This is a genomic window from Helicobacter sp. MIT 05-5293 (assembly GCF_000765665.2).
Classification (GTDB): domain Bacteria; phylum Campylobacterota; class Campylobacteria; order Campylobacterales; family Helicobacteraceae; genus Helicobacter_C.
The window spans coordinates 499979-523232 of sequence record NZ_JROZ02000001.1 but is presented as its reverse complement, the minus strand read 5'-3'; the positions used below and the strand labels follow the sequence as shown (position 1 = coordinate 523232).

General features: G+C 37.2%; 20 protein-coding genes. 11 read left to right on the top strand and 9 right to left on the bottom strand.

Annotation, left to right across the window (positions count from 1 at the left end):
- Positions 1 to 3 precede the first annotated feature (3 nt).
- The 11 genes from nuoL (at position 4) to efp (ending at position 13137) form a co-directional block, all read left to right on the top strand.
- Positions 4 to 1869, top strand: a complete 1866-nt coding sequence (nuoL, locus tag LS68_RS02625) for an NADH-quinone oxidoreductase subunit L (RefSeq protein ID WP_034370194.1) — start codon at positions 4 to 6, stop codon at positions 1867 to 1869.
- Between the two features lie 4 nt (positions 1870 to 1873).
- Positions 1874 to 3454: an NADH-quinone oxidoreductase subunit M gene (locus LS68_RS02620; protein ID WP_034370191.1), complete on the top strand. Its 1581-nt coding sequence runs from the start codon at positions 1874 to 1876 to the stop codon at positions 3452 to 3454.
- A gap of 1 nt (position 3455) precedes the next feature.
- Positions 3456 to 4949 (top strand): NADH-quinone oxidoreductase subunit NuoN, encoded by a 1494-nt coding sequence (gene nuoN / locus LS68_RS02615; protein ID WP_034370188.1) that lies wholly within the window; start codon positions 3456 to 3458, stop codon positions 4947 to 4949.
- A 29-nt stretch (positions 4950 to 4978) separates the two neighbouring features.
- Positions 4979 to 7324 (top strand): hypothetical protein, encoded by a 2346-nt coding sequence (locus LS68_RS02610; RefSeq protein WP_034370184.1) that lies wholly within the window; start codon positions 4979 to 4981, stop codon positions 7322 to 7324.
- Positions 7325 to 7333: 9 nt separating this feature from the next.
- Positions 7334 to 8140, top strand: coding sequence for a molybdopterin-synthase adenylyltransferase MoeB (gene moeB / locus LS68_RS02605; RefSeq protein ID WP_034370181.1), 807 nt, complete (start codon positions 7334 to 7336; stop codon positions 8138 to 8140).
- A 129-nt stretch (positions 8141 to 8269) separates the two neighbouring features.
- Positions 8270 to 9439, top strand: coding sequence for an FtsW/RodA/SpoVE family cell cycle protein (locus tag LS68_RS02600; RefSeq protein WP_034370178.1), 1170 nt, complete (start codon positions 8270 to 8272; stop codon positions 9437 to 9439).
- 77 nt (positions 9440 to 9516) lie between these two features.
- Positions 9517 to 10044 carry a DUF308 domain-containing protein gene (locus tag LS68_RS02595; RefSeq protein ID WP_034370176.1) on the top strand — a complete coding sequence of 176 codons (528 nt, stop codon included), beginning with the start codon at positions 9517 to 9519 and terminating at the stop codon, positions 10042 to 10044.
- Entirely contained in the window at positions 10044 to 10709 is a 666-nt protein-coding gene (locus LS68_RS02590; RefSeq protein WP_034370173.1) for a uroporphyrinogen-III synthase, read from the top strand. Before LS68_RS02595 ends, LS68_RS02590 begins: the two co-directional genes overlap by 1 nt.
- 76 nt (positions 10710 to 10785) lie before the next feature.
- A complete protein-coding gene (locus LS68_RS02585; protein WP_034370170.1) occupies positions 10786 to 11613 on the top strand; it encodes a peptidyl-prolyl cis-trans isomerase in 828 nt (275 codons plus the stop codon).
- Between the two features lie 21 nt (positions 11614 to 11634).
- Complete coding sequence (locus LS68_RS02580) at positions 11635 to 12558, top strand: class II fructose-bisphosphate aldolase (RefSeq protein WP_034370167.1); 924 nt, start codon at positions 11635 to 11637, stop codon at positions 12556 to 12558.
- Positions 12559 to 12573: 15 nt separating this feature from the next.
- Entirely contained in the window at positions 12574 to 13137 is a 564-nt protein-coding gene (gene efp / locus LS68_RS02575; RefSeq protein WP_034370165.1) for an elongation factor P, read from the top strand.
- Between the two features lie 147 nt (positions 13138 to 13284).
- On the opposite strand, the gene LS68_RS02570 is transcribed toward efp, so the two are convergent.
- The 9 genes from LS68_RS02570 to LS68_RS02530 all read right to left on the bottom strand — a co-directional run bounded on the left by LS68_RS02570 (position 13285) and on the right by LS68_RS02530 (position 23241).
- The gene (locus tag LS68_RS02570) at positions 13285 to 14598 is read right to left on the bottom strand and encodes an outer membrane family protein (protein WP_034370162.1); all 1314 of its coding nucleotides are present in this window, start codon (positions 14596 to 14598) and stop codon (positions 13285 to 13287) included.
- A gap of 73 nt (positions 14599 to 14671) precedes the next feature.
- Positions 14672 to 17245 carry an AAA family ATPase gene (locus LS68_RS02565; protein ID WP_034370159.1) on the bottom strand — a complete coding sequence of 858 codons (2574 nt, stop codon included), beginning with the start codon at positions 17243 to 17245 and terminating at the stop codon, positions 14672 to 14674.
- 265 nt (positions 17246 to 17510) lie between these two features.
- A complete protein-coding gene (gene mnmE / locus LS68_RS02560) occupies positions 17511 to 18914 on the bottom strand; it encodes a tRNA uridine-5-carboxymethylaminomethyl(34) synthesis GTPase MnmE (protein ID WP_034370156.1) in 1404 nt (467 codons plus the stop codon).
- Positions 18877 to 19725: a Jag N-terminal domain-containing protein gene (locus LS68_RS02555; RefSeq protein WP_034370152.1), complete on the bottom strand. Its 849-nt coding sequence runs from the start codon at positions 19723 to 19725 to the stop codon at positions 18877 to 18879. The genes mnmE and LS68_RS02555 overlap by 38 nt, the downstream gene beginning before the upstream one ends.
- A complete protein-coding gene (gene yidC, locus LS68_RS02550; protein WP_034370151.1) occupies positions 19722 to 21491 on the bottom strand; it encodes a membrane protein insertase YidC in 1770 nt (589 codons plus the stop codon). Before yidC ends, LS68_RS02555 begins: the two co-directional genes overlap by 4 nt.
- Positions 21491 to 21883 (bottom strand): membrane protein insertion efficiency factor YidD, encoded by a 393-nt coding sequence (gene yidD / locus LS68_RS02545; RefSeq protein WP_241993649.1) that lies wholly within the window; start codon positions 21881 to 21883, stop codon positions 21491 to 21493. Before yidD ends, yidC begins: the two co-directional genes overlap by 1 nt.
- Positions 21883 to 22317: a ribonuclease P protein component gene (gene rnpA / locus LS68_RS02540; RefSeq protein WP_034370148.1), complete on the bottom strand. Its 435-nt coding sequence runs from the start codon at positions 22315 to 22317 to the stop codon at positions 21883 to 21885. Before rnpA ends, yidD begins: the two co-directional genes overlap by 1 nt.
- A gap of 8 nt (positions 22318 to 22325) precedes the next feature.
- Entirely contained in the window at positions 22326 to 22460 is a 135-nt protein-coding gene (gene rpmH / locus LS68_RS02535) for a 50S ribosomal protein L34 (protein WP_081950894.1), read from the bottom strand.
- A gap of 67 nt (positions 22461 to 22527) precedes the next feature.
- Positions 22528 to 23241: an OmpA family protein gene (locus LS68_RS02530; RefSeq protein ID WP_138090847.1), complete on the bottom strand. Its 714-nt coding sequence runs from the start codon at positions 23239 to 23241 to the stop codon at positions 22528 to 22530.
- Positions 23242 to 23254: the final 13 nt, after the last annotated feature.

Sequence of the window (23254 nt, the reverse complement as noted above, 5' to 3'; positions counted from 1 at the left end):
GTTATGAGCGTATTTCTCATACAAATGGTTTATATAGCCTTATTTGCCCCATTGGTCAGTGCAGTTTTTGCTGCATTATTTGGGCAGAAGCAAAAATATGTTTGGATAGGTATCATTTCAAGTGTGCTAATTGCTTGTTCGCTTTTTGCTTCAAGCATCTTACTCTTCTACACTTACCGTATGAATATCGCAATCAACTTCGAGATTCTCAATTGGATTGAAGCCGGGAATTTTTATAGCTCATTTGGAATTATTATCGACAGAATCAGCGTCAGCATGATGTTTGTTGTGAGTCTTGTTTCAACAATGGTGCATATTTATTCAATCGGTTATATGAAAAATGATGCAGGATTCAATCGATTCTTTAGCTATTTGAGTGCCTTTGTTTTTTCAATGATGCTTTTAGTGATGAGCGATAACTTCTTAGGACTTTTTGCTGGTTGGGAAGGTGTGGGACTATGCTCTTACTTACTCATTGGCTTTTGGTATGAGCGTCCAAGCGCAAACTTTGCTTCAATCGAAGCATTTGTGATGAATAGAATCGCTGACCTTGCGTTGATTTTAGGGATTTTCTTAATAGCATGGTATTTTGAAAGCATTAAATACGAAGAAGTATTTTTACGATTAGAATTTGAAGACTTTGACCAAAACTTATTGATTTGGATTGGTGCATTACTCTTTGTGGGGGCAATGGGAAAATCGGCTCAATTTCCTTTCCATACTTGGCTTGCCGATGCAATGGAAGGACCTACACCTGTTTCAGCCCTCATACACGCCGCTACAATGGTAACAGCTGGAGTTTATCTCGTTATCCGTGCATATCCTTTATATCAAATGATACCCGATGTTGGATTCTGGATCACCTCTTTAGGAGCATTTGTAGCAATTTTTGGAGCGAGTATGGCTTTAGTAAATAAAGACTTAAAACGCATTATTGCTTATTCAACCTTATCACAGCTCGGATATATGTTTGTGGCAGCAGGGATTGGCGCATATTGGGTGGCACTTTTTCATCTTATCACGCATGCGTTTTTTAAATCTCTGCTTTTCCTTGGGGCAGGAAATGTAATGCACGCTATGAATGATAAACTTGATATTACATCAATGGGTGGCTTATCTAAACCACTACGTTACACAATGATTCTAATGCTCATTGCATCTGTGGCACTTGCTGGAATCTATCCATTTGCGGGCTTTTTCTCTAAAGATAAGATACTTGAAATCGCATTCAGTGAAGGATATATGATTATTTGGGGAGTGTTGCTCATCACCGCCCTATTTACAGCCTTTTATTCCTTTAGGCTTTTAATGCTTGTATTCTTTGTCCCTAAACGACACAATGAACACCCACATGAAGCGTATTCATATATGTTGCTCGCTATGCTTCCTCTAGCGATTCTTGCAGTTATTGCAGGGCTTGGTGGGGTAATTGAAGATTTTCTTTCGCAAGTCTTGCCCTTTAAACAAACAGCTCTTGCACATGATACGCATTATCTCCTTATTGCAGGGACACTTTGTGTCGTCATTTGTGGGGCAATTTTTGCTATTTTCAAATACGCACGAGGCGGGTTTTCAGCATTTTGGCAAGAAACTTTCATTTACAGAATCTTGAGCAATAATTACTACATTCCCCAACTATACGAAACCCTATTCATCAAACCCTATACGAAGCTTTCATATTTCTTATGGCAAAAAATTGAGCTAGGTGGGATTGATGCTTTTGTAGATTCTGTTGGAAATTTTGCCAAAACACTAGGCACCAAACTCTCACGCATACAAAATGGTGATCTCACCCAAATGCTTCGACTAATGATTGTGGGACTTTTCATATTAGTTTTGCTGTGTTTAGCGTATTTTATTTGGAGGTAAATTGATGGACTATTTATTAAGTATTATCATATTTTTTCCCGCGCTCGCAGCATTATTGCTCCTTATTCTGCGCAGTGAAAATACGAGAATCTTTGCTATCATCGTTGCGGCAACAGAACTCTTTTTTACACTCCTTTTGTGGAATGAATTTCATCTTGATTATGGCGGGATTCAGTTTTTCTCTCACTTTCCTCTGATTGCTTCTTATGGCATCAATTATGATGTGGGCATTGATGGAATTTCGCTTTTTTTGATTATTCTGAATGCGTTTATTACACTACTAGGAATCTATTTCTTTAAGCAAATCAAAACACCCCTTGCTGTTGCTATTCTTTTTACAGAAAGTATTGTAATGGGTGTATTTAGCGCGCTTGATGTGATTTTGTTTTACATTTTTTGGGAACTCTCCCTCATACCTGTGCTTTATATTATTGGTGTATGGGGAGGTGAAAAACGCGCTTATGCAGCCTTAAAATATTTCATCTACACTTTTGGTGCGTCCTTGATTATGCTTATAGGTATTCTGTATTATGCTTATCAATATTTCCTTATTTCGGGTGTATGGAGCTTTAACCTTTTAGATTGGTATGCCATAGATTTAGATTTAAGCATACAGGGTTGGGTATTCTTAGCATTCTTTATCGGTGTCGCTGTCAAAATCCCTCTATTGCCGCTACATTCTTGGCAACCTTATGCCTACACACAAGCTCCCATCGTTGGGTCAGCCTTGATCGCAGGTGTTCTTAGCAAAATGGGGACTTATGCTCTCGTGCGCTTTATATTGCCACTCTTCCCTGTTGTCAGTAATGATTTGAGCTTAATCATTGGTATTTTATGTGTTATTATGGTCATCTATGGAGCTTTGATTGCTTATGCACAAACCAATATCAAAACTTTGATTGCTTATGCCTCACTCTCACATATGGGTATCATTGTTTTGGGTGTGTTTTCCCTCAATATCGAAGGTATGAGTGGTGCTGTATTTTTTATGATTGCTCATGGTGTGATAGTCGCAGCATTATTTTTGCTCGCAGGAGTTTTATACGAGAGAATCCAAAGTCAGCAAATTGATAGTTGCAGAGGTCTAGCAAATGTAATGCCTCATTTTACTACTATTTTTGGAATCGTAATGATGAGTGCCTTAGGTCTGCCTCTCACAATGGGTTTTGTGGGAGAATTCTTGGCACTATTTGGATACTTTCAAATTAATCCTATCATCACACTTCTTGCAGGGACAAGCTTCTTTGTGGGGGCAATTTATATGTTAAGTGTGTTTAAAAAAGTCTTCTTGGGTTCTGTCTCGGATCAGCATCGCCACTTAAATGATCTGAATCTACGAGAGAAACTTGTATTTTTACCTATTATAGTGCTTATTGTATGGCTAGGCGTTTATCCTAAACCACTCTTAGAACCTATTGATGTCAGCATCAAGCATATCAATCAAATCATTTATCATAAAATCCAAACAAGCAATCATCTTCCCGATACCCTCGAAGATCCTCAAGAGAATCTTATTGAGATTCCAGATGAATTTAATCGCACTTCACCCGATGATCTTCTTATTATCCCAAATTTAGGAGACTAAAATGCCAGAATTAATGAGCTTTTCATTTTCACAACTTCATTTTCAACTACTCATTCCCATGGCAATATCACTCCTAGGCGGAATTGTAATTTTAGGTGTTGGAATCTTTAACAAATCAAATACTCGTGATTTGTGTGTCAGTATCAGTGTGCTTTTTGTATTGCTCAATCTCGGCTTTATCCTAGGCGTATTGATCGAAACATATCATGCTTCAGGATTCTTTAATCTCTTACTCGTTGATGGAATCTCACTTTTAACACAAATCATTATCCTTACAAGTGCTCTTTTGCTCTTTCCTCTTTTTATCAACAAAACAAACTTGCCAGAATGCCAAAAACCTGAATTCTATGCTCTTTTCTTATTTAGCATTGCAGGATTTGGTTTTATGGTTTCAAGCAACAATCTCATCTTGATTTTGCTTGGATTAGAAACCGCATCTTTATCTCTTTATGCACTCATAGCGTTACACAATCGTTCAAGTGCTTTTGAAGCATCGATCAAATATTTCACAATGGGATCACTCGCGACAGCATTTTATGCCTTTGGAGCAATGCTACTTTACACAGCAACAGGAAGTGTCGATACCATAGGTATTGCGCAATTTTTACAACAGCATGCTTTTGAACCCTCACCACTTGCCATTATTGGTTTTATCTTAATGCTGTGTGCGTTAGGCTTTAAAATCTCTGTCGTTCCTTTCCACACATGGGGACCTGATGTGTATGAAGGTTCAAACAGCCTATTAGCAGCTTTTATTTCCATTGCACCTAAAATCGCAACTTTTGCAGTAACATTAAGAATCTTTGATGTGTTTATTTCTTCAGATAATGTATGGATCGAATATGTCCTTTATGCGCTTGTGATTCTCACAATGAGCGTTCCTAATCTTATCGCACTCATACAAGAAGATGTCAAACGAATGCTTGCTTATAGCTCGATTTCACATTCAGGATTTGTGCTTGGAGCGATTCTCATTAACACGCATCAATCTCATACAATTTTATTTTTCTATTGGTTTTTATTCCTTTTCACTAATATTGGAGCATTTGCGATTCTGTGGCTGATGCAAGATGATGATCATACTTTTCACCCTCGTTTCTCTCACCCTTATGCAAAATTTAGCGGTATGATTCACACTTCCCCTATACTCGCTATTTTGCTTTCTGTTTTTATGATTGCCCTAGCGGGAATACCGCCATTATCAGTATTTTGGGGTAAAATGTATTTAATGGCAAGTGCCTTAGATGCAGGATATATCGCACTCGCTATTTTTATGGCGATTAATAGCACCATTGCAGCATTTTATTATTTCAAACTTGTCGTTTATATCTTTGTCAAAGAACCTCATTCACTATCAACAAACTTTGATTCTCATCTTTGCTTGGCAAGTAAAGGGGTTTTGACAATTTCATTGGCAGTAAGTGTTTTATCGTTGTTTTTGGTCCAAAATTTGCTTGAGTTCATTTCAAAATATATTGGAAATAGTGGTTTTTAACGCAAAGAAAGCCACTTTTAGGAGCATAAGTGGCTAGAATCTTTGCTTTATTACTTTCGTTTTTATATTGTGCAAATGCTCTTGATGTAACTATCAATTACGGCAAAGAAGCACGAGAACATTTCTCTGTGCTAAATATCACACACAAAGACCCGCTTGCTTGCTTTGAACAGCGTAATGCAGAAAATGAGGTGCTTTATGCTGTTTGCACACTTGACCAAACTCCTCTTGCAAGTTTTGCACCAACTGAAACCTTATTCTTTAGATTCTGGAGTCGCGTAGTAGAGGGAAGATTCTATCTATATGTCCAACCCAAACATAAAATCCGACTTTTTGCCACACCTTACGATCTCAAAAAAAATGTCAGAATCCCCAAAGAACAGCCAAAAGAAAGTCGGTCTTGGCAGGTTATCGGCTATATCAACGAAATTCCCTTTCTCAATGAAGCTCCAACAAAAGGATTAAATTTTCCCATTAAAATCATAAAAAATCGTGAGATTTTTCTGACTGATTTAGATATTGACAGAGGTCCCTTGCAATATGAAGAAGGGGAAGATTTTAACGCATACAATCAAATCAAAGAGCTAATGAACGCCCATTCTCATATTGAAGCTGTCAAACTCATTGATGAAACATTGATTGCTTTCCCCGAAACAATTTTTACTAAAGACTTACTATTGTTTAGAATGCGCGCTTTAGAACACTTTGATGCGGCTGAAAATAGTGATATGCTTATTGATATGGGGACAAAATGGATCAAAAGATACCCTACCGATGCAAGTGTGCCTGAAGTCTTGTATTTTCTTGGCAACGCATACGCAGATTTACGCAATGCAGATGAAACAAAATATTATCTTGAACGCATTATCAATGAATATCCTCAATCTCGCTATATGCCTCTTGCAAAAATGTCGCTTGCAAAGCATTTCCACACAGGTTCAGACGCTCAAGTCGCCGCGAGACTTTTTTCTCAAGCTTATCAAGAAGCAAAAGATCTTGATAGTGCAAGCGCGATTGCGATTGAATGGAGTGATTTCCGCATTCAAAATAATGAAAAAGAGCAGGCTCAAAAGCTCCTTGAAGCGATGCTCAAGGCTAATCCTAGCTATATTACAAAATACCCTATTAAAAATTATGAATTTTTGAAATTACTTGCTGAAAATCAAATGTATCTTATTGCTGCAAATCTTGGTGAATACCTCTTTGAGCATCTCCAAAATGATGATATTTCCAAAGAAGATTTGCTTAATGATGTGAGCTTATGGTATCAAGCAGCCAATGAAGTGCAAGACGCTCACAGAATCAATAAAATCTTTTTGCAAGAATTTGAGCATCGTCCTAAAACCGAAGAAGTGCGTGAGAGAGACGATAAATTGCTTTTTGATCTTGCACAAGCAGAAAATCCTGATGACAAGATTCAAAAATATGACTATATCATTCAAAATTACGACAATTCACCCGAAAAAGAAAAAGCCCTAGGCTTAAAAGCACAAACACTTTTTGATGAGGGGCAATATGAATCTGTCCTTGCAATGAAGGAAAGTATTAAAAACTCACCTTTAATAAGTCAAAGCTACCTTGCTTTAATCAAGCAAAGCCTCAAAAACAATGATTGCAAACAAGCCTCGACTTATTACACACAATCGCCGCAAGTGGAAATCCCCGAAGATTCTAAAATGCCGCTTTTTGATTGTCTTTATGACCTTGCTCTAAACAAAGAAGCTGCAAAAGTTGCTAAAGATATGGCTCAAGATTCTAAAGATTTAGCCCAAAAACTTGCTTGGCTCTATCGTGATGCGCTGAATTTTGCTAAACTTGGAGATACAAAAAGTGTCGCTAGAGCTGGAAGAGACGCACTTGAGTTAGCAAAAAATCAACGCAATCCAAAATATTATGATGTGGGCTTTGTGCTTTTTGATGCTCTTTACACACTTAACAATACAGCCGAAGCACTTGATGTGTATGCTTTCTTAAAAACACATCTCGCAGACGACCAACGAATGTTTCCTATTGATCTTACCTTGCTCAAAGCAAGCGAATCACAAAAAGAAGAGCTAGGTATCGAGCTTTATGCTAAGGATATTTTACGCTTACAAGCACTCCATCATGACAGCACAGATTCACCTTATGTGGATTTTGCCCTTACGCAATCTTATATCCGCACCCAACGCTTTAATGATGCGATTTCTGTGCTTGATAATCTTCTCAAAAAAGAGATGAATAAGGACAATCAACAAAAAGCCCTTTATCTTAAAGGTTCGATTCTTAAAAGTATCAATAGAGAATCTAAGCCCGTATTTGAACAATGCGTAGGTATCGCATATGAAGGTGCATGGAAAAGTCTGTGCGCACAAGCTCTTGAGATTCTCCCTTAAGGTAAAAAAATGTATTCTTTCACTCAAGAACAGCTTAAGCGTTACGCTCGGCATTTTAGCCTTAGAGAAATTGGCTACAAAGGGCAAGAAAAAATACTCAAAGCTAAAGTTTTGATTATTGGCGCGGGAGGATTGGGCGCACCAATTGCACTTTATCTTGCTGCAGCAGGTGTCGGTGAAATAGGAATTGTCGATCACGATAAAGTCGATTTGAGTAATCTCCAACGTCAAATTATCCATACTACAAATGAAATTGATACACCCAAAGTCCTATCCGCTCAAACTGCGATGTCTGCTCTCAATCCTCACATCACAATCAACACCTATCCTGTGATGCTTAATATTCATAATGTCTTAGAGATTATGCGACCTTATGATGTGATTGTTGATGGCACAGATAATTTTGCAACCAAATTCCTCATTAACGATGCTTGTATTTTGCTTGACAAACCCTACTCTCATGGGGGGATTTTACGATTTAATGGACAAACGATGAGTATCAAACCACATCAAAGTGCTTGTTATGCGTGTGTATTTGACACACCACCTCCACCAAATAGTGTGCCTAACTGCGCAAGTGCAGGAGTTTTAGGCTCAATCGCTGGTATGCTTGGCACAATTCAAGCAACGGAAATTCTCAAAATCATCACCAATGTAGGCACACCTCTTTACAATCAACTTTTGACCTTTGATGCCAAAACAATGGATTTCCGCAAAATCAAACTTGCTAAGAATCCTCAATGTCGCGTATGTGGAGAAAACGGAATCCAAACTTTACAAGAATATGATTTGCCCAACTGCTCTATCCCTTCATAAACCATAACAAACTTTTACAATAAGATTTGCGGATAATTCGCACAAAGTCGTCTTATATTGGCTTTGTATTTTCATAATGTTTTGTTAAAATCGTATTCTTAAATCCCCAAAAATAATAAAGTGAGTTTTATGGTAGATTCTAAACTTTTTTACACAACGACATTTTTAATTGGAATCGGCATTGTAATGTCGTATTCTCTTGCAACCTATGTCGCTTATTTATACCATTATTCACACTTTCATTTTCTTGTGCGTCAATCCCTTTCTGCTTTCATTGGCATTATCTTAATGTGGGGACTTTCTAAACTTGATGCGGATAAAAACTTTAAGCGCATTGGTTTGCTGATTTTTTTATGCTCAATGATTCTGATGATTGGCATGCACTTTTTACCTCAAACCTTTGTAAGCACCGCTGGTGGTGCTAAACGTTGGATACGACTCCCGATGATTTCTCTTGCGCCCTCTGAACTTTTTAAGATTGGTTTTGTGTATTTTCTTGCTTGGAGTTTTTCACGCAAATTTGCTCACAATGTCCAACTTTCGATTAAAGATGAAATCAAAATCTTTATCCCCTATCTCGCACTCTTTTTTGTCGCTGTAATCTTAATAGCAATTTTGCAAAATGACTTGGGACAAGTAATCTTATTAGCTTTGACATTAGGTGTTATGCTCCTTTTTGCCGGTGGAAGCTTGCGACTGCTCGGGGTGATTTTTTTAGGCACAATCAGCACAGCATTGATTGCGATTCTCACAAGCCCTCACAGAATCTTACGCATCAAATCATGGTGGGCAACAGCACAAGATTCTGTCTTGGCACTCTTACCAAACAATTGGGCAGAGAATCTCCGCATAAGTGGTCTCCCTGAACCCTATCAAATCTACCATGCTACTAATGCTATTTCGAGCGGTGGATTCTTTGGTTCGGGTCTCGGTGAAGGTTTTATCAAACTTGGATTCTTAAGTGATGTCCATACAGATATTATTCTTGCTGGTATTGCCGAAGAATTAGGATTTGTAGGTCTATTTATGATTGTAATGATATATGCTTATCTTCTGGTGCGGATTCTCCGCATAGCCAACCGCACGATAAACAAAACCTACTATCTTTTCTGTGTAGGGATTGCGCTTTTGATTGGATTCTCATTGATTATCAACGCATTTGGTGTATCGGGCATCACGCCTGTAAAAGGCATTGCCGTCCCATTCTTAAGCTATGGAGGAAGCTCAATGATTGCAAATTGTATCGCTATCGGCTTGGTTTTAAGCATTTCCAAACAGGCTGATATGAATACTCCTTAAAACAATGCCATTAATCTAAAATGTATAAAATTTTATTATACAATTCACAATTCAAACAAAAAGACAAAGGAAAAATGATGAATAAAACGACTTCAATCTTATGGCTTGCTTTTAGTATTGCTTTAATTGTTTTGGGTATTGTGTGTATGGTCAATCCCTCTGATACAATGATTTGGCTTACTTACTTTGTTGGCTTTATTATGCTTTTTAGTGGCATTGGGGGGATAGCGTATTATTTTCAGACACATTTTACAATGATGCTTGTTGATGGAATCTTATCAACACTTTTTGGGCTTATTTTGCTTTTTGGCAATAGTCAAATCGCTGAAAACTTTATCCCTTATTTCATCGCTTTATGGCTTATCCTCAAGGGTATCTTATGGCTCATTCATAGTTTCAGAATCAAAAATTTTGTGCAAAGCTCATCAATACTAGGCATTATCATCATCAGCGGAATCTATATCATTCTAGGTGTTATTTTTCTCATCTTCCCTCAAATCCTTGCTACATTGATTAGTTTTGCCTTAGGCACGACACTAATCATCTCTGGAGGTGTAGGTATTTATTTTTGGAATAGTTTCAGAAATGACTTTAGGAATTCTTAATGCGTGAGATTATCCTTGTAGGGACGCGTCAAAACGAAAGAGTAAAGAGTCTTATCGTCAATCAGATTCAGTTTTTGCCTATCCAATGTGATTTAAGCAATATCACTTCACTTATTTTTACTTCACGATATGCTATTTTGTCTTTGATTGATTCTGTAAAAGAGAATCCTTCTTTGCAGAATTGGTATAAACTCCCTAGTTATGTTATTGGAGCAGGCAGTGCAAAAATCCTAAAAGAACACCATGCAAATATTGCCCTTATCGGAAGCGATGCTCATGGGGCAAGCTTTGCTAAAGAAATCATACCCTTACTACAAGGGCAAACTCCTCTCTATGTGCGAGCAAAAAATATTATTTCTCAACTTGATGAGCAATTACTCCATGCTCATATCCATCTCCAACAAGTTATTGCCTATGACAACCAACCTAAAACTCTTGATCCGTCTTTAAAACCAAAATCCAATGATATTTTGATATTTACTTCGCCAAGTGCCTATAAATCTTTTGTGATGAATTTTGGTTGGGAAGGTAATTATATTGCCATTGCAATCGGTATGACGACATTTAATAGCTTTGATAATGGGATTCAAGCATTTGTCAGCCCTACACAAAGCATTGATGGGTGTATTGATTTTGCTAATGATCTTGTCCAAAAGCTTCCTTAGTGTTTTTAGGTATAATTATTATGTTTTATTTAGCTTTACAAGGTAGAATCTGCAAAATTTATTTTTGGAGAACAAAATGAGAAAATTAGTTATTGGGGCTGTGCTTCTTAGCTCAATATGTTTTGTAGCAAATGCCAAAACTTACGCAACCATTGATGGCAAAGCTATTACTGACCAAGATTTTGAAATTTTTAAACAAGTCAATCCGGGCTTCAATTTTAGCAAGCTTTCACCTCAAGAACAAGATATACTAATCAATCAATTAATTGACAGACAGCTTATCCTTAAAGCCGCTAAACAAGACAAACTTGACACATCAAAAGAATACACAGATGTGTTAAATGCTATTAAAGAAAATATCTTGGTGGATTTATGGACAAAAAAACAAGCTGATACTATTCAAGTGCCTACGATGACAGATGCGCAATTGCGAAAAATCTATCAAGAAAACGAAGGATTATTTATCAATCAAGAAGGCAAAGCAAGACATATCCTTGTCAAAACAGAATCTGAAGCCAAAGCCATTATTGATGATCTTGATAAAGCTAAAGGTAGAGTTGAAGCGCGATTTATCGAGCTTGCTAATCAAAAGTCTATTGACCCTGCTTCTCAACAGCAAAAAAATGGTGGGGATCTAGGCGTATTCCAACGAGCACAAATGCACCCTGACTTTTCTAAGGCTGCCTTTGATCTTAAACCCGGCACTTATACTAAAACACCTGTTGCCACACCTTTTGGCTATCATGTCATCTATCTTGAAAGGAAAACCGAACCTAAAATCATTCCTTACAGCGAAGCTAAAAAAACAATAGAAAACGAAATCAAAATGCAAAATATTCAAGGTGCAATGGCACAGAAAGTGCAAGAATTGCGACAAAAAGCAAAGATTCAGATTACTAAATAATATTTACTTAAGGAGGGAAATATGCTTGTTTCAGGTAGTGAGATTCTACTCAAGGCGCATAAAGAAAATTATGGCGTGGGGGCGTTTAATTTTGTCAATTTTGAAATGCTCAATGCAATTTTTTGTGCAGCCAATGAGGCAAATTCACCTATTATCGTCCAAGCAAGTGAGGGGGCAATCAAATATATGGGGATAGATATGGCAGTAGGAATGGTCAAGATTCTATCCAAACGCTATCCGCATATCCCCGTAGCTCTAAACCTTGATCATGGCACAAGTTTTGAGTCATGTCAAAAAGCTGTGGAAGCAGGATTCACATCAGTGATGATTGATGCTTCTCATCACCCTTTTGAAGAGAATCTACAATTAACCCAAAAAGTCGTAGAAATGGCACATGCCAAAGGTGTAAGTGTGGAGGCAGAATTAGGGCGATTAATGGGTATTGAGGACAACATCTCTGTATCCGAAAAAGATGCAGTATTGATTAATCCCGATGAAGCCGAAGAATTTGTATCAAAAACCAAAGTAGATTATCTTGCTCCAGCTATTGGCACAAGCCATGGGGCTTTTAAATTTAAGGGTGAGCCAAAACTTGACTTTGAACGATTGCAAGAAGTCAAAAGACGCACAAATATCCCTCTTGTTTTGCATGGAGCAAGCTCTATACCAGAGTATGTCCGTGAAGCATTCTTAGCTACTGGAGGAGATTTAAAAGGCAGCAAGGGTGTGCCTTTTGATTTCTTGAAAGAAGCTATCAAAGGCGGCATCAATAAAATAAACATCGATACAGATTTACGCATTGCATTTATCGCTGAAGTGCGCCGCGTTGCAAACGAAGATCCGACACAATTTGACCTACGCAAGTTTTTTGCACCTGCTATGGAATCAATCACTAAAGTCATGGTAGAGCGTATGAATATACTTGGTAGCGCAAATAAAATTTAAATTATAAGGACAAATATGGCAATTGGAATGAGCGAACTCAAAAAAGGACTAAAAATTGAGATTGATGGGATTCCCTATCGTATTACAGAATACCAACATGTGAAGCCGGGCAAAGGGGCAGCTTTTGTGCGTGCTAAAATCAAATCTTTCCTTGATGGCAAGGTGATAGAAAAGACTTTTCACGCAGGTGATAAATGTGAAGAACCTAATTTACAAGAAAAAACAATGCAATTCCTCTATAACGATGGCGAAAATTTCCAATTTATGGATACAGCCACTTATGAGCAAATCGCTTTGAGCGAAGATCAAGTCGGAGAGGCAGCAAAATGGATCATTGACGGAATGAATGTCTCGATTCTCTTTCACAATGAAAAAGCTATTTCTGTTGATGTCCCACAAGTCGTAGAGCTTGTCATCACCGAAACTCCTCCTAACTTCAAAGGCGATACAAGCAGTGGAGGTAAAAAACCTGCCACTTTGGAGACAGGAGCTGTCGTGCAAGTGCCTTTCCATGTCCTCGAAGGTGAAAAAATCAAAGTCAATACAGAAACAGGTGAATATTTAGAAAAAGTCAAGTAATTCAGTTTTTAAACACTGATGGGAGAGGCTAGATTCTGTCTTTATCACAGAATCTAAATATTATTTTTGCCACACTTGATATTTAATTTCAAGTGCGGCAAACTCACTATTTCCAATCACAAAATCAATAAAACCAGCTTGTAGATTCTAAAACTGATGTGTAATCCATGTCATAACATGACTACGATCGCTCACATTATTTTTGGCAAGGGGTATTGAATCTGTGCCAATCGTATAACCTGCTTTAGTCGTATCACTAAAATATTCTAGCTTGATACTCACACTTAAGCTCTCCATAATGCGTTGCGTAAGTGTCAAAGCAATACTTTGCTCATCACTGCGAGGGCTTGTTGTCAATCTCCCTAAAATACCCCATTCAAAGCCACCATGCACTCCACCCACAAAAAGCATTCCGCTCAAGGCATTGCGCCCAATCATATCACTTAAAGATGCACCTTTGTCATAAGCACTTGCTGTCCAAATATCAACTCCTCCAAAAGGGTCGCCATAAGAGCCAATCCACGCATTTGCATTGCCCCAATTTTTATACACCATCGCCCCAAAATGATATTCATCAATATCAAAACGTTGTTTGACAAAAAGTGTCTGCGTGTATTTAGAACTATCTTTAGAAAAATCAATCCCATAAAGAATATCTTGTTTTATTATTTCGCCATCTCGTCCAGTTGGATTTTGTGCATTAATAGGGAAAAGCCCGATAAGAGTTGTTTGAGACCGAAAACCTTTACCCTCAAAAGAAGGATTGCTATCAAAGCCAATCTTAAAACCCGGAGCAGTATAGCGATCCGGGGCAGCATAAGTATAAAGAGACAATAACAAACCATTACGATTTAGCTCAATGCCTCCAGCACCGAGGACTTTACCGCCGACAGAAAATTGTGTAAAATCCCAAAACCAAGAACTTGAAACCATTGCTCTAGCACTAGAAAAGAATCCCCAAGCTTTTATGTCCCAAAATTTAAAATAAAGACTTGCTCCTTGATTAAATTCACTAAACCAATCTAAATCATTGACTTCATAACGTCCAGCCTGAATCCCAAAATGTGTGCTTTCATACGCAAGATACGCATTGTGAATAATATAATTGCGAGAAGTGAGAGACTTATCGCCATAAAAACCTAAGTAATTTCCTACATATCCTACCCCTAAAGCTTCTCCACCTTGTGAAGGAGTGCTATCATAAATAAGCCCATTAAGCGAGCCTCCTAGTGCAGCACTTAATCCTTTCGTAAGTGATAAGTCAATCCCCAAAGATCCAAACAATGACGCGTAACTATCGGTAGGATATTTTCCATCAGAATCATTGGTGCTAGGACGATATGAGCCACTATTAAATCCAAATTTTCCAAAACTTTCAGCCATACCATTGAGCTGATAATCAAACCCCCAAGCATTTGACATCAAACCCAAAACACAACTTCCAAAGATGATTTTTCTCATTATTTTCACTCCCCCTTATTAATTTCGGGAGAGATTCTATCAACACTTATGTAAAAAAATTATTAAGCTAATCCTACTTCCATTTTGGCGTGATTATCCCAGATTCTAATACAAATTTCACATGATCACCCTCTTTGACTTCATCACTAAGTATCAATTCTGCCAATCGATCCTCTACCTCTTCATACAAAGCTCTTTTAAGAGGTCTTGCTCCATAAACACTATCAAATCCTACTTGAGCAATATGTGCCTTAGCTGCTTCATCAATCTCTATATGTATGCCTCGCTCATTTGCTTTTTTAGCCAGTGATTCAAACATAATCCCCACGATTTCTTGAATATTTTGCATAGTGAGCGGATTAAAAATCACAATATCATCAAGACGATTCAAGAATTCTGGTTTAAAATACGCTTTGAGAGATTCTCTAACCGCACTCTCTCGCGCATTTTTATCGCTCAATTCCATAATTTTATCACTTGCAATATTGCTTGTTAAAATAATAATCGTATTAGTAAAATCTACCGTTACGCCCTTATTATCCGTTAAACGCCCATCGTCCAAGACTTGCAATAAAAGATTAAAAACATCAGGGTGAGCCTTTTCGATTTCATCAAAAAGCACAATACTATAAGGTTTGCGCCTCACAGCTTCTGTAAGCACACCGCCTTCTTCGTATCCAACATATCCGGGAGGTGCGCCTACAAGCCGACTTACAGAATGCTTCTCCATAAATTCACTCATATCAATACGCACTAAAGATTTAACGCTATCAAAAAGAAATGATGCAAGAGATTTTGCACATTGTGTCTTACCTACACCTGTGGGTCCTAAAAATAAAAAACTCCCAATGGGTCTATTGCTATCACTTAATCCCGCCTTATTGCGCTTGATCGCACGAGAAATCGCTTTTATCGCATCATCTTGCCCTACTACACTTTGGGATAATTCAGATTCGATACCCAAGATTCTATCCTTTTGACTTTGGAGCATTTTCTTAATCGGAATCTGCGTCCAACGACTCACCACTCCTGCAATTGTCTCTTCAGTAACTGCATTCTTGAGTAAAGTGCCATTTTTCTGCATCTCTTCCCATTGTTTTTGCAAACTACGTTCTTGTTCGATAATCTGTGGAATCTTGCCATAATCAATTTCAGCAGCCTTATTATAATCACCATCGCGTTTAGCAAGTTCAGATTCTCTTTGCAAAGAATCCACTTGACTTTTTAATGCCGCAATCTGTGTAAAAACATTTTTTTCCTGCTCAAATTTTCCCTCTAAGCTCACTCTCTCTTCACGCAAATTTGCCAATTCTTTATCAATTTCTTTGAGTCGATTCTCATTGTCCGCATTTTTTTCCATATTGAGAGCTTCTTTCTCGACTTCCAAAGTCTGAATCAATTTTTTAATTTTGCTTAGCTCTAAAGGTTCAGATTCTATTTGCATTTTCAACTCCGCCGCACCCTCATCAATCAAATCAATCGCCTTGTCGGGTAAAAACCTATCAGTGATATAACGGCTAGAAAGTTTTGCTGCAGCTATCAAAGCAGAATCTGTAATATTGACATTATGATGCGCTTCAAGATTAGGCTTTATGCCACGCAAAATCGACAAAGCCTCATTAATGGTTGGTTCATTCACATTGATAGGCTGAAAACGTCTCGTAAGGGCAGCATCTTTTTCAAAATACTTGCGATATTCTTTGAGCGTGGTTGCACCAATTGTGTGTAACTCACCTCTTGCAAGAGCAGGTTTTAAAATATTTGCTGCGTCCATACTCCCCTCACTCGCACCTGCACCGACAATCGTATGTATCTCATCAATAAACAAAATGATATTTCCTGCTTTTTTGACTTCCTCGACTACCTTTTTTAATCGCTCCTCAAACTCTCCCCGATATTTTGCCCCCGCAATCAATGCGCTCATATCAAGGGCTATCAATTTTTTATTTTGCAAACTCGTAGGCACGGACTTAGCGACAATTTTTTGTGCTAATCCCTCTACCACAGCTGTTTTACCGACACCCGGCTCACCTAAAAGAATCGGATTGTTCTTGCTTTTGCGTATGAGAATCTGCATCATTGCATTAATCTCATCATCTCGCCCTATGACAGGATCAAGTGTATTTTCAAGAGCTTTTTGTGTCAAATCAATCCCAAACTTTGCAAGAGATTCTAAATTATCATCATCGTTTTGAGATTCTATCTTAGTGCTACCTCGAAGTGCAGAGAGCGTCTTTTGTAATTCATGTATGTCCAAAAAAGGTTTAAAAATGCGCATAAAAATTGCATCTTTGATATTCGCATTCAAAAATGTATCCACCGCAATAAAGCTATCTCCATTTTTAGTCGCCTCACCTTGCGCAAGATGCAAAGCTTGAGAAAGCTCCTTACCAATGGCAATATTTTCCTTTGAAACATTAGAGCTTTTAGGCAGATTCTCAACTTCGCTGCGTGCCTGAAGCTCAATAGGTGCTTTATCAATTTGAAGTTTATTCAAAGCTTGATTAAGAATACTCTGATGATTTGTCAATAATGCCCAATATAAATGTGCGGGATTAATTTCTTGATTTTGTGAATGGATTGCCAAAGAGGCTGCACTATCGATTGATTCGCGTAATTGATTGGTTATTTTTTCAAAAAGATTCATAGCAAACTCCTTAAGTTTTATATAAATAGCATTATATAAGTTTAGTCATTTATTGTCAAGTTTATTTATAAAATTACACACAATTTTGATTTATCTTCACTAAAAGCCGAATCTGTAAAATGATAATTTTTACGCTTATTTTTTAATAGTTTCTTCGTAGTAGAGATTCCGCAAACTCTATACCAAACGATAAAAGGCAGGGATTAGAATCTAAGAATATTATGGGTTAGCAGCCTTTTACAATCTAAAGGCTTATAAAATATTGTCATTTGCCTAAACAAAACTCACTAAAAAGCTGATCTAAAAGTTCGCTGGTCTCATAAGGACGAGTGATTTGACAAATAGATTCAATACTATCGCGGATATGATAAGAAAAAAGCTCTAGCTCTTGTTTTTGGAGCATAGTGTGTGCATCTTGAAGATGAGCAATTGCCTTTTGAACACACTGAATCTGATAGGTAGAAGTCAGCAAAAGAGAATCTCCTGCATCATTTTGCATAAGCACATTTTCAAGTATCTTAAGCACTTCTTTTATCTCACCATTTTGCGCACTGATAAACAAAGGAGTTTTAGAAATAGCTTTTGGGTGAGAAGAAAGAATACTTATCAATACATTTTCATCGCACTTTATAGGTAAATCGCTCTTATTGACAAGCACCAACAACCATTTATCCTGACATTGAGAATCTAAAATCTCTATCATTGCCTTATCTTGCTCATCAAGTATCTGCGAAGCATCAAAGACTGCCAATACTATATCACTGCGCTCAATTGCTTCTTTACTTTTTGCAATACCAATTTGTTCGATTTCATCTTGACTATCATGAATACCCGCTGTATCAATGATGCGCACGATATTGCCGCCAATATCAATACTTTCTTCAATCGTGTCTCTTGTCGTGCCGGCTACAGGGCTTATAATGGCTCGATCATACATCAAAATTTTATTAAGAAATGAGCTTTTACCTACATTTGGCTTACCGACAATACTTAAACGATAGCCTTCTATCAATCCTTGTCGAGTGCGTGAAAGCGTGTAGATTTTTTCAAGCTCCGTTTGTATATCCCGAAGTTTATGCTCCATTATGTGTATATAATCTTCTTCAATCTCTTCACTATAATCAATATTTACTTCACTAAATGCGAGAATCTCAAGCAATTTTTGACGAATCTTCTCTACAAATTGTCCCAACTCACCCTTAAGCTGCCGCGCCAAAAACTTATTTGCTTGAAGACTTTGAGATTGTATGATATGAGCAATCGCTTGAGTTTGAGACAAGTCTAATCGCCCATTCAAAAAAGCGCGTTTTGTAAATTCTCCTGCTGTTGCAAGTCTCGCTCCTTGCCTCAGACACTCTTGCACAATTGCCTTAGCACTCACAATCCCCCCATGACACTGAATCTCACACACATCTTGCATAGTGTAGCTGTGAGGTTTAGGGAAAAATAACACAATCGCTTCATCAAGCATAGAATCTGCATGATCATAAATATCGCACAAATGAGCATAACGCGGGGTAAGTTTTGTTTTATGTGTCAAAGAAAGAGTAATATTGTAGGCATTTTGCCCACTTAAACGCACAATACTAATCGCTCCAATTCCTATAGGTGTAGCAATAGCGACAATCGTGCTATCGTCTGAAATCGTTGATGATGATGTATTTTTCATCAGTCTCATTCTGACGCACAGAAATATACTTATCGGGAAACATTGCGCGTAATTTATTCAATGCAATATATACCAAGATTCCATCAAGTGTTTTTGTCTGTGCCTTACCATTTGCTTTAATAGTGCGAGCAAGTTCTTTGAGATACACATCAATCATTTCTTCCTGATTCTTTAAAAATTCAGCAATTTCTAAACGCAAAGAATAGCCGTATTTGGGGTTAATCCAATTAAACAAAAGATAAGAAAGTGCTTTGTAACGATACCCTCTTTCACCGATAAGCAATGCACAATCCTTACCATTAATATACACAAAAAGGGTATTATCATCTTCCAAACGCACCTCAAAACAATCAATTTCAAAAGGTAATCGAGCAAACAAATCAATAATTTCTGATCGGATTTGAGCGACATTACTCGCATCATCTTGACTTACATTTGGTGTTTTTAAAGTAGGTGTTGCAGACTGCAGACTTACTTCATCAAACAAATCTGTATTTTCTCCCCAACCATGCCCTTGAAAAGTCATCACTGGAGATGATTCTATATCTGTTTGCGGTTTTTTATCTTTGACAAAATCTTTATTGGGAGCTTTTTTTGTAGGGGTTGGCTCTTGTTTTGCATAGCTTTTAGGAGACTTTGAAGATTTAACTTTTGTATCAACAATGATAATAGCATCTTTTTTTCCGATTCCCAAAAAGCCGTTAGAAGAATGTTGTATCACTTCATATTCAAGATCCACCACAGAACATTGAAGCTCCATAGAAGCCTTAATCAAAGCCGCATCTAAAGTCTTTTCAACAATCTTCTTCATTTTTTTACCTCGTGATGTTGATGATGTTGTTGGTGGTGAGCAAGAATCTCTTTTTCTTTTTTGATTGCCATAATTTTATTAATGCTTAATTGTTGGATAATAGAAAATATATTATTGACCGTCCAATACAACACTAATCCCGCTGGGAATGGGAAAATAATAAAAAATAATGCAAAAGCAAGGGGCAACATTTTAAAAATCTTCTCCTGCATTGGATCAGTAAAATTTGAAGGTGTGATGCGTTGAGAGACATACATACTAACCCCCATTAAAATAGGCAAAACAAAATAAGGATCAATTGCTGAAAGATCTGTAATCCACAGAATCCACTCGGAACTTTTTAATTCTACAGCATTATGTAAAACACGATAAATAGCAAAAAACACAGGGATTTGCAAAAATAAAGGCAAACAGCCTCCTAATGGGTTTGCTCCATGCTTTTTGTATAAATCCATCATATGTATTTGCAATTTTTGGGGGTCATCTTTGTATCGAGTTTGCAATTCTTTCATTTTTGGAGCAAGATCTTTGAGTTTTTGCATTGACACTATACCCTTATAAGTCAAAGGATAAAGCACGATTCGGACAACTAATGTCAGCAAAACAATCGCCCAACCCCAATTTCCACATATACCATACAAAAAATCTAATAGTAAAAACACTGGTTTTGCAAAGAAAGTGATTCTCCCATACTCTACTACATCTGTAAGTGTCTCATCAATTGACGCTAATTCATGGTATTCTTTAGGACCTATGTAGGCTTGAAATTCTGCATTTCCTTCAAACCTCACAAAAGGCATTGGATTATTTGCCTCATCGCCACTCATTACGACAAATAAACCTTTAGGATCAGAAGTAAAAAATAAGCTTGTATAATAGCGATCCACGCTTGCTATAAAGCTTGAATTTCTTACATCATTTGCTTTTTTGACAATATAATCATGTGAGGCATCTCCGTCTTCAAATTTCGTCAAGACACCATCAAACGCATTTCGCGTAAAAACTCCACGAAAAGCATAAGTATCTGGATCTGCCGTAGGACGCATTCCATTGCTCACATAATATTCTACATTAGGATTATTCACCTCAATACGAACATCATAACGAAGGTTTGGATAGATAATAAGCGTTTTTTTCAATACAATATCATCTAAATGCTGTGTCAAAACAATCTCTTGAGGAGTAGAATCGAGCTTGATACGAGAGACATTACTCGTGTAAGGTGTAGAAAATGCCTTTTGATTAATACTCTTATCGGTAAAACGCACTTCCATTGTTCGTAACAAATCATTGCTGAACAAAGGGAGTTTATCTAAAGTCTCTTTGTGGTTTGTCTTGAAACCCAAAACACCTGCTACCATTGAAAAAAGGCTTGTTTGCTCTTCTTTAGTAAATTTTGGATCTTTAAGATACACTTGCTTAATGCGACCTAATGCGTCTATTTCGATTTCAAACTCATCAGAATCAAGATGCACAAGTGTCGTTTGCTTAAGCGATTTTTGATTAGATTGAGGTTGCGGTGCTTGAGAATGTATATTTACATTTGATTCTTGAGGTGCATTGCTAGACTGAAGTGAATCTTCTTGCAATATGTCTGATGTGGGTTGGGCATTAATCTCTTGATGAGAAGCTTCTTTAGAGGTTTCAGCTGCCTTTGGAGATTGGGGAAAAAAATAAGCATACACAGCAAAAAAAGCGATAGAAAGACCTACCGCCACCAAAACACGAGTGAGAGAAATAGCATTATCTGGTTCGGGACGATACATTATTTACCTTTTAAAATTGATTTGATAATATAGAATCTCATCTTATAAGTTTTTTTTGGAAATGTCATTATATCTAAAAATATCAGATTTTCGTAAGGAACGAACCAATATTTAATATTTTTTGGGGCAAAGACAATGTTTCTTAGTTCCATTGTAACGATAGGATATGCAATCCCTCCTTTAAAAAACTGATTGCATCGCAAGATTCTTAGCAAACTTTTACCTAAAGCACATACAATAGAATCAAAACGCAAAAGCCATAAAGTATATTCAGAACAGCTAGGATAATAACGACAAGCTCCCACACTTAAAGCCGAAAAAGTCTTTTGATACACACGCACCATAATGATTAAAACACTCCTTATACAATATGAAATGATATTTTGTCTCACTAATGATGACCTTTGGTGTTAGGGGAAGATTTTTTATATGTTTTAGGTTTTGAGAGTTGCTTTTGAATATGCGCCATTGCATAAGATACATTTTTCTCCAACATGGCAAAATCAAGCTCTACCACAGGAGCTTTAGCGACAAAAACAAAAACAAAGCCCTTAAAGGATATATCTTGTTGTTGCAAAATTGCTCTTACTCTTCGTTTGAGACGATTACGAATATGCGCTTTAGCAATCTTCCGAGAAATACTCAAACCCACGCATATATCACATTCACGCGAAGAAATAGTATCTAAAACGCTACATTGTCGGGAAGAAGATTCTAACGAGAAAACACTAGTGCCATAAAGCACAAAACATCGGTGAAAGAAGCGATGCGCATTCTTATAGATGAAGTCAAACTCTGATGAGTTTTTCAGAGAATCTAACTTCATTAGAACACTTACACAGAAAGTCTTTTGCGACCTTTTGCCCTTCTTGCATTAATAACTCTACGACCATTTTTTGTTTTCATTCTGACGCGAAAACCATGAGTGCGTTTTCTGGGTGTATTATGTGGCTGATAAGTTCGTTTCATTGATATGCCTTCAAATAAGATTTACAAATTGAGAATTTTGCCGTAATTTTACTTAAACCAAAGTTATTTAAGGCTCAAAGTCCTTACTGATTTCAAGAATCTTAAGTAAATCTTTGTTTGCTTTTGTAATCACACGAAATTCTACACGCCGAGATTTTTCATCATCTTCCAAAGGCTTAGCAAAAGACAAACCATTGGCGCGAAATACTTTAATAAGCCACTCTTTATAAGCATCAATCTTTTTAAGATTAAAACAATACTTTAACACTTCTAATGCTCTTGCTTGTGATAATTCAGCATTCCCTAAATAACGATCCTCCAAAGTATGCGCTGCAAACCAACTTTGCGAAGTGTGCCCTTCGATGCGAATCTCCTCAATATTTTCTTGAAATTTTGGCAGAACAAGAATCTTCACATAGCGTGGGAAAAAGTCATCTAAAATATCTTGAAAACGTTTCTTGACTTGCTTTGCTCCAGTATCAAAAAGCACTTCGGGTTCATTAAATCGAATCGTATTATCTTCATCAATCTGCGCGTCCCACCGCTTAAGATCCTTACTAAACTCCTTCAATAACGCTTCATTAAGCTCTTGTTGCAAGTCTGAATAATTTTGAGCAATTGCGCTCATTGCTTCATTAAGCTCTAAAAGTTTCTGATTCTGAATCTTTAAATCTTCCTGCGTCTTTTGGGTAATAAGCATAAAAGACACCATAATGAGCAAAAAAATCATCATAATGCCCGCCATCATATCAGAAATACTAATCCACTGATTGTGTTTCATTGCATCTTGCTCC

What these genes read in the sequence shown, in the direction of transcription:
- LS68_RS02555 (WP_034370152.1), bottom strand. Translation starts at nt 19,725, where the DNA reads ATGAAGAAGATTGTTGAAAAGACTTTAGATGCGGCTTTGATTAAGGCT.
- yidC (WP_034370151.1), bottom strand. Translation starts at nt 21,491, where the DNA reads ATGTATCGTCCCGAACCAGATAATGCTATTTCTCTCACTCGTGTTTTG.
- LS68_RS02530 (WP_138090847.1), bottom strand. Translation starts at nt 23,241, where the DNA reads ATGAAACACAATCAGTGGATTAGTATTTCTGATATGATGGCGGGCATT.
- LS68_RS02590 (WP_034370173.1), top strand. Translation starts at nt 10,044, where the DNA reads ATGCGTGAGATTATCCTTGTAGGGACGCGTCAAAACGAAAGAGTAAAG.
- rnpA (WP_034370148.1), bottom strand. Translation starts at nt 22,317, where the DNA reads ATGAAGTTAGATTCTCTGAAAAACTCATCAGAGTTTGACTTCATCTAT.
- LS68_RS02570 (WP_034370162.1), bottom strand. Translation starts at nt 14,598, where the DNA reads ATGAGAAAAATCATCTTTGGAAGTTGTGTTTTGGGTTTGATGTCAAAT.
- LS68_RS02565 (WP_034370159.1), bottom strand. Translation starts at nt 17,245, where the DNA reads ATGAATCTTTTTGAAAAAATAACCAATCAATTACGCGAATCAATCGAT.
- LS68_RS02620 (WP_034370191.1), top strand. Translation starts at nt 1,874, where the DNA reads ATGGACTATTTATTAAGTATTATCATATTTTTTCCCGCGCTCGCAGCA.
- nuoN (WP_034370188.1), top strand. Translation starts at nt 3,456, where the DNA reads ATGCCAGAATTAATGAGCTTTTCATTTTCACAACTTCATTTTCAACTA.
- LS68_RS02595 (WP_034370176.1), top strand. Translation starts at nt 9,517, where the DNA reads ATGAATAAAACGACTTCAATCTTATGGCTTGCTTTTAGTATTGCTTTA.
- nuoL (WP_034370194.1), top strand. Translation starts at nt 4, where the DNA reads ATGAGCGTATTTCTCATACAAATGGTTTATATAGCCTTATTTGCCCCA.
- LS68_RS02585 (WP_034370170.1), top strand. Translation starts at nt 10,786, where the DNA reads ATGAGAAAATTAGTTATTGGGGCTGTGCTTCTTAGCTCAATATGTTTT.
- rpmH (WP_081950894.1), bottom strand. Translation starts at nt 22,460, where the DNA reads ATGAAACGAACTTATCAGCCACATAATACACCCAGAAAACGCACTCAT.
- efp (WP_034370165.1), top strand. Translation starts at nt 12,574, where the DNA reads ATGGCAATTGGAATGAGCGAACTCAAAAAAGGACTAAAAATTGAGATT.
- LS68_RS02600 (WP_034370178.1), top strand. Translation starts at nt 8,270, where the DNA reads ATGGTAGATTCTAAACTTTTTTACACAACGACATTTTTAATTGGAATC.
- moeB (WP_034370181.1), top strand. Translation starts at nt 7,334, where the DNA reads ATGTATTCTTTCACTCAAGAACAGCTTAAGCGTTACGCTCGGCATTTT.
- LS68_RS02580 (WP_034370167.1), top strand. Translation starts at nt 11,635, where the DNA reads ATGCTTGTTTCAGGTAGTGAGATTCTACTCAAGGCGCATAAAGAAAAT.
- mnmE (WP_034370156.1), bottom strand. Translation starts at nt 18,914, where the DNA reads ATGAAAAATACATCATCATCAACGATTTCAGACGATAGCACGATTGTC.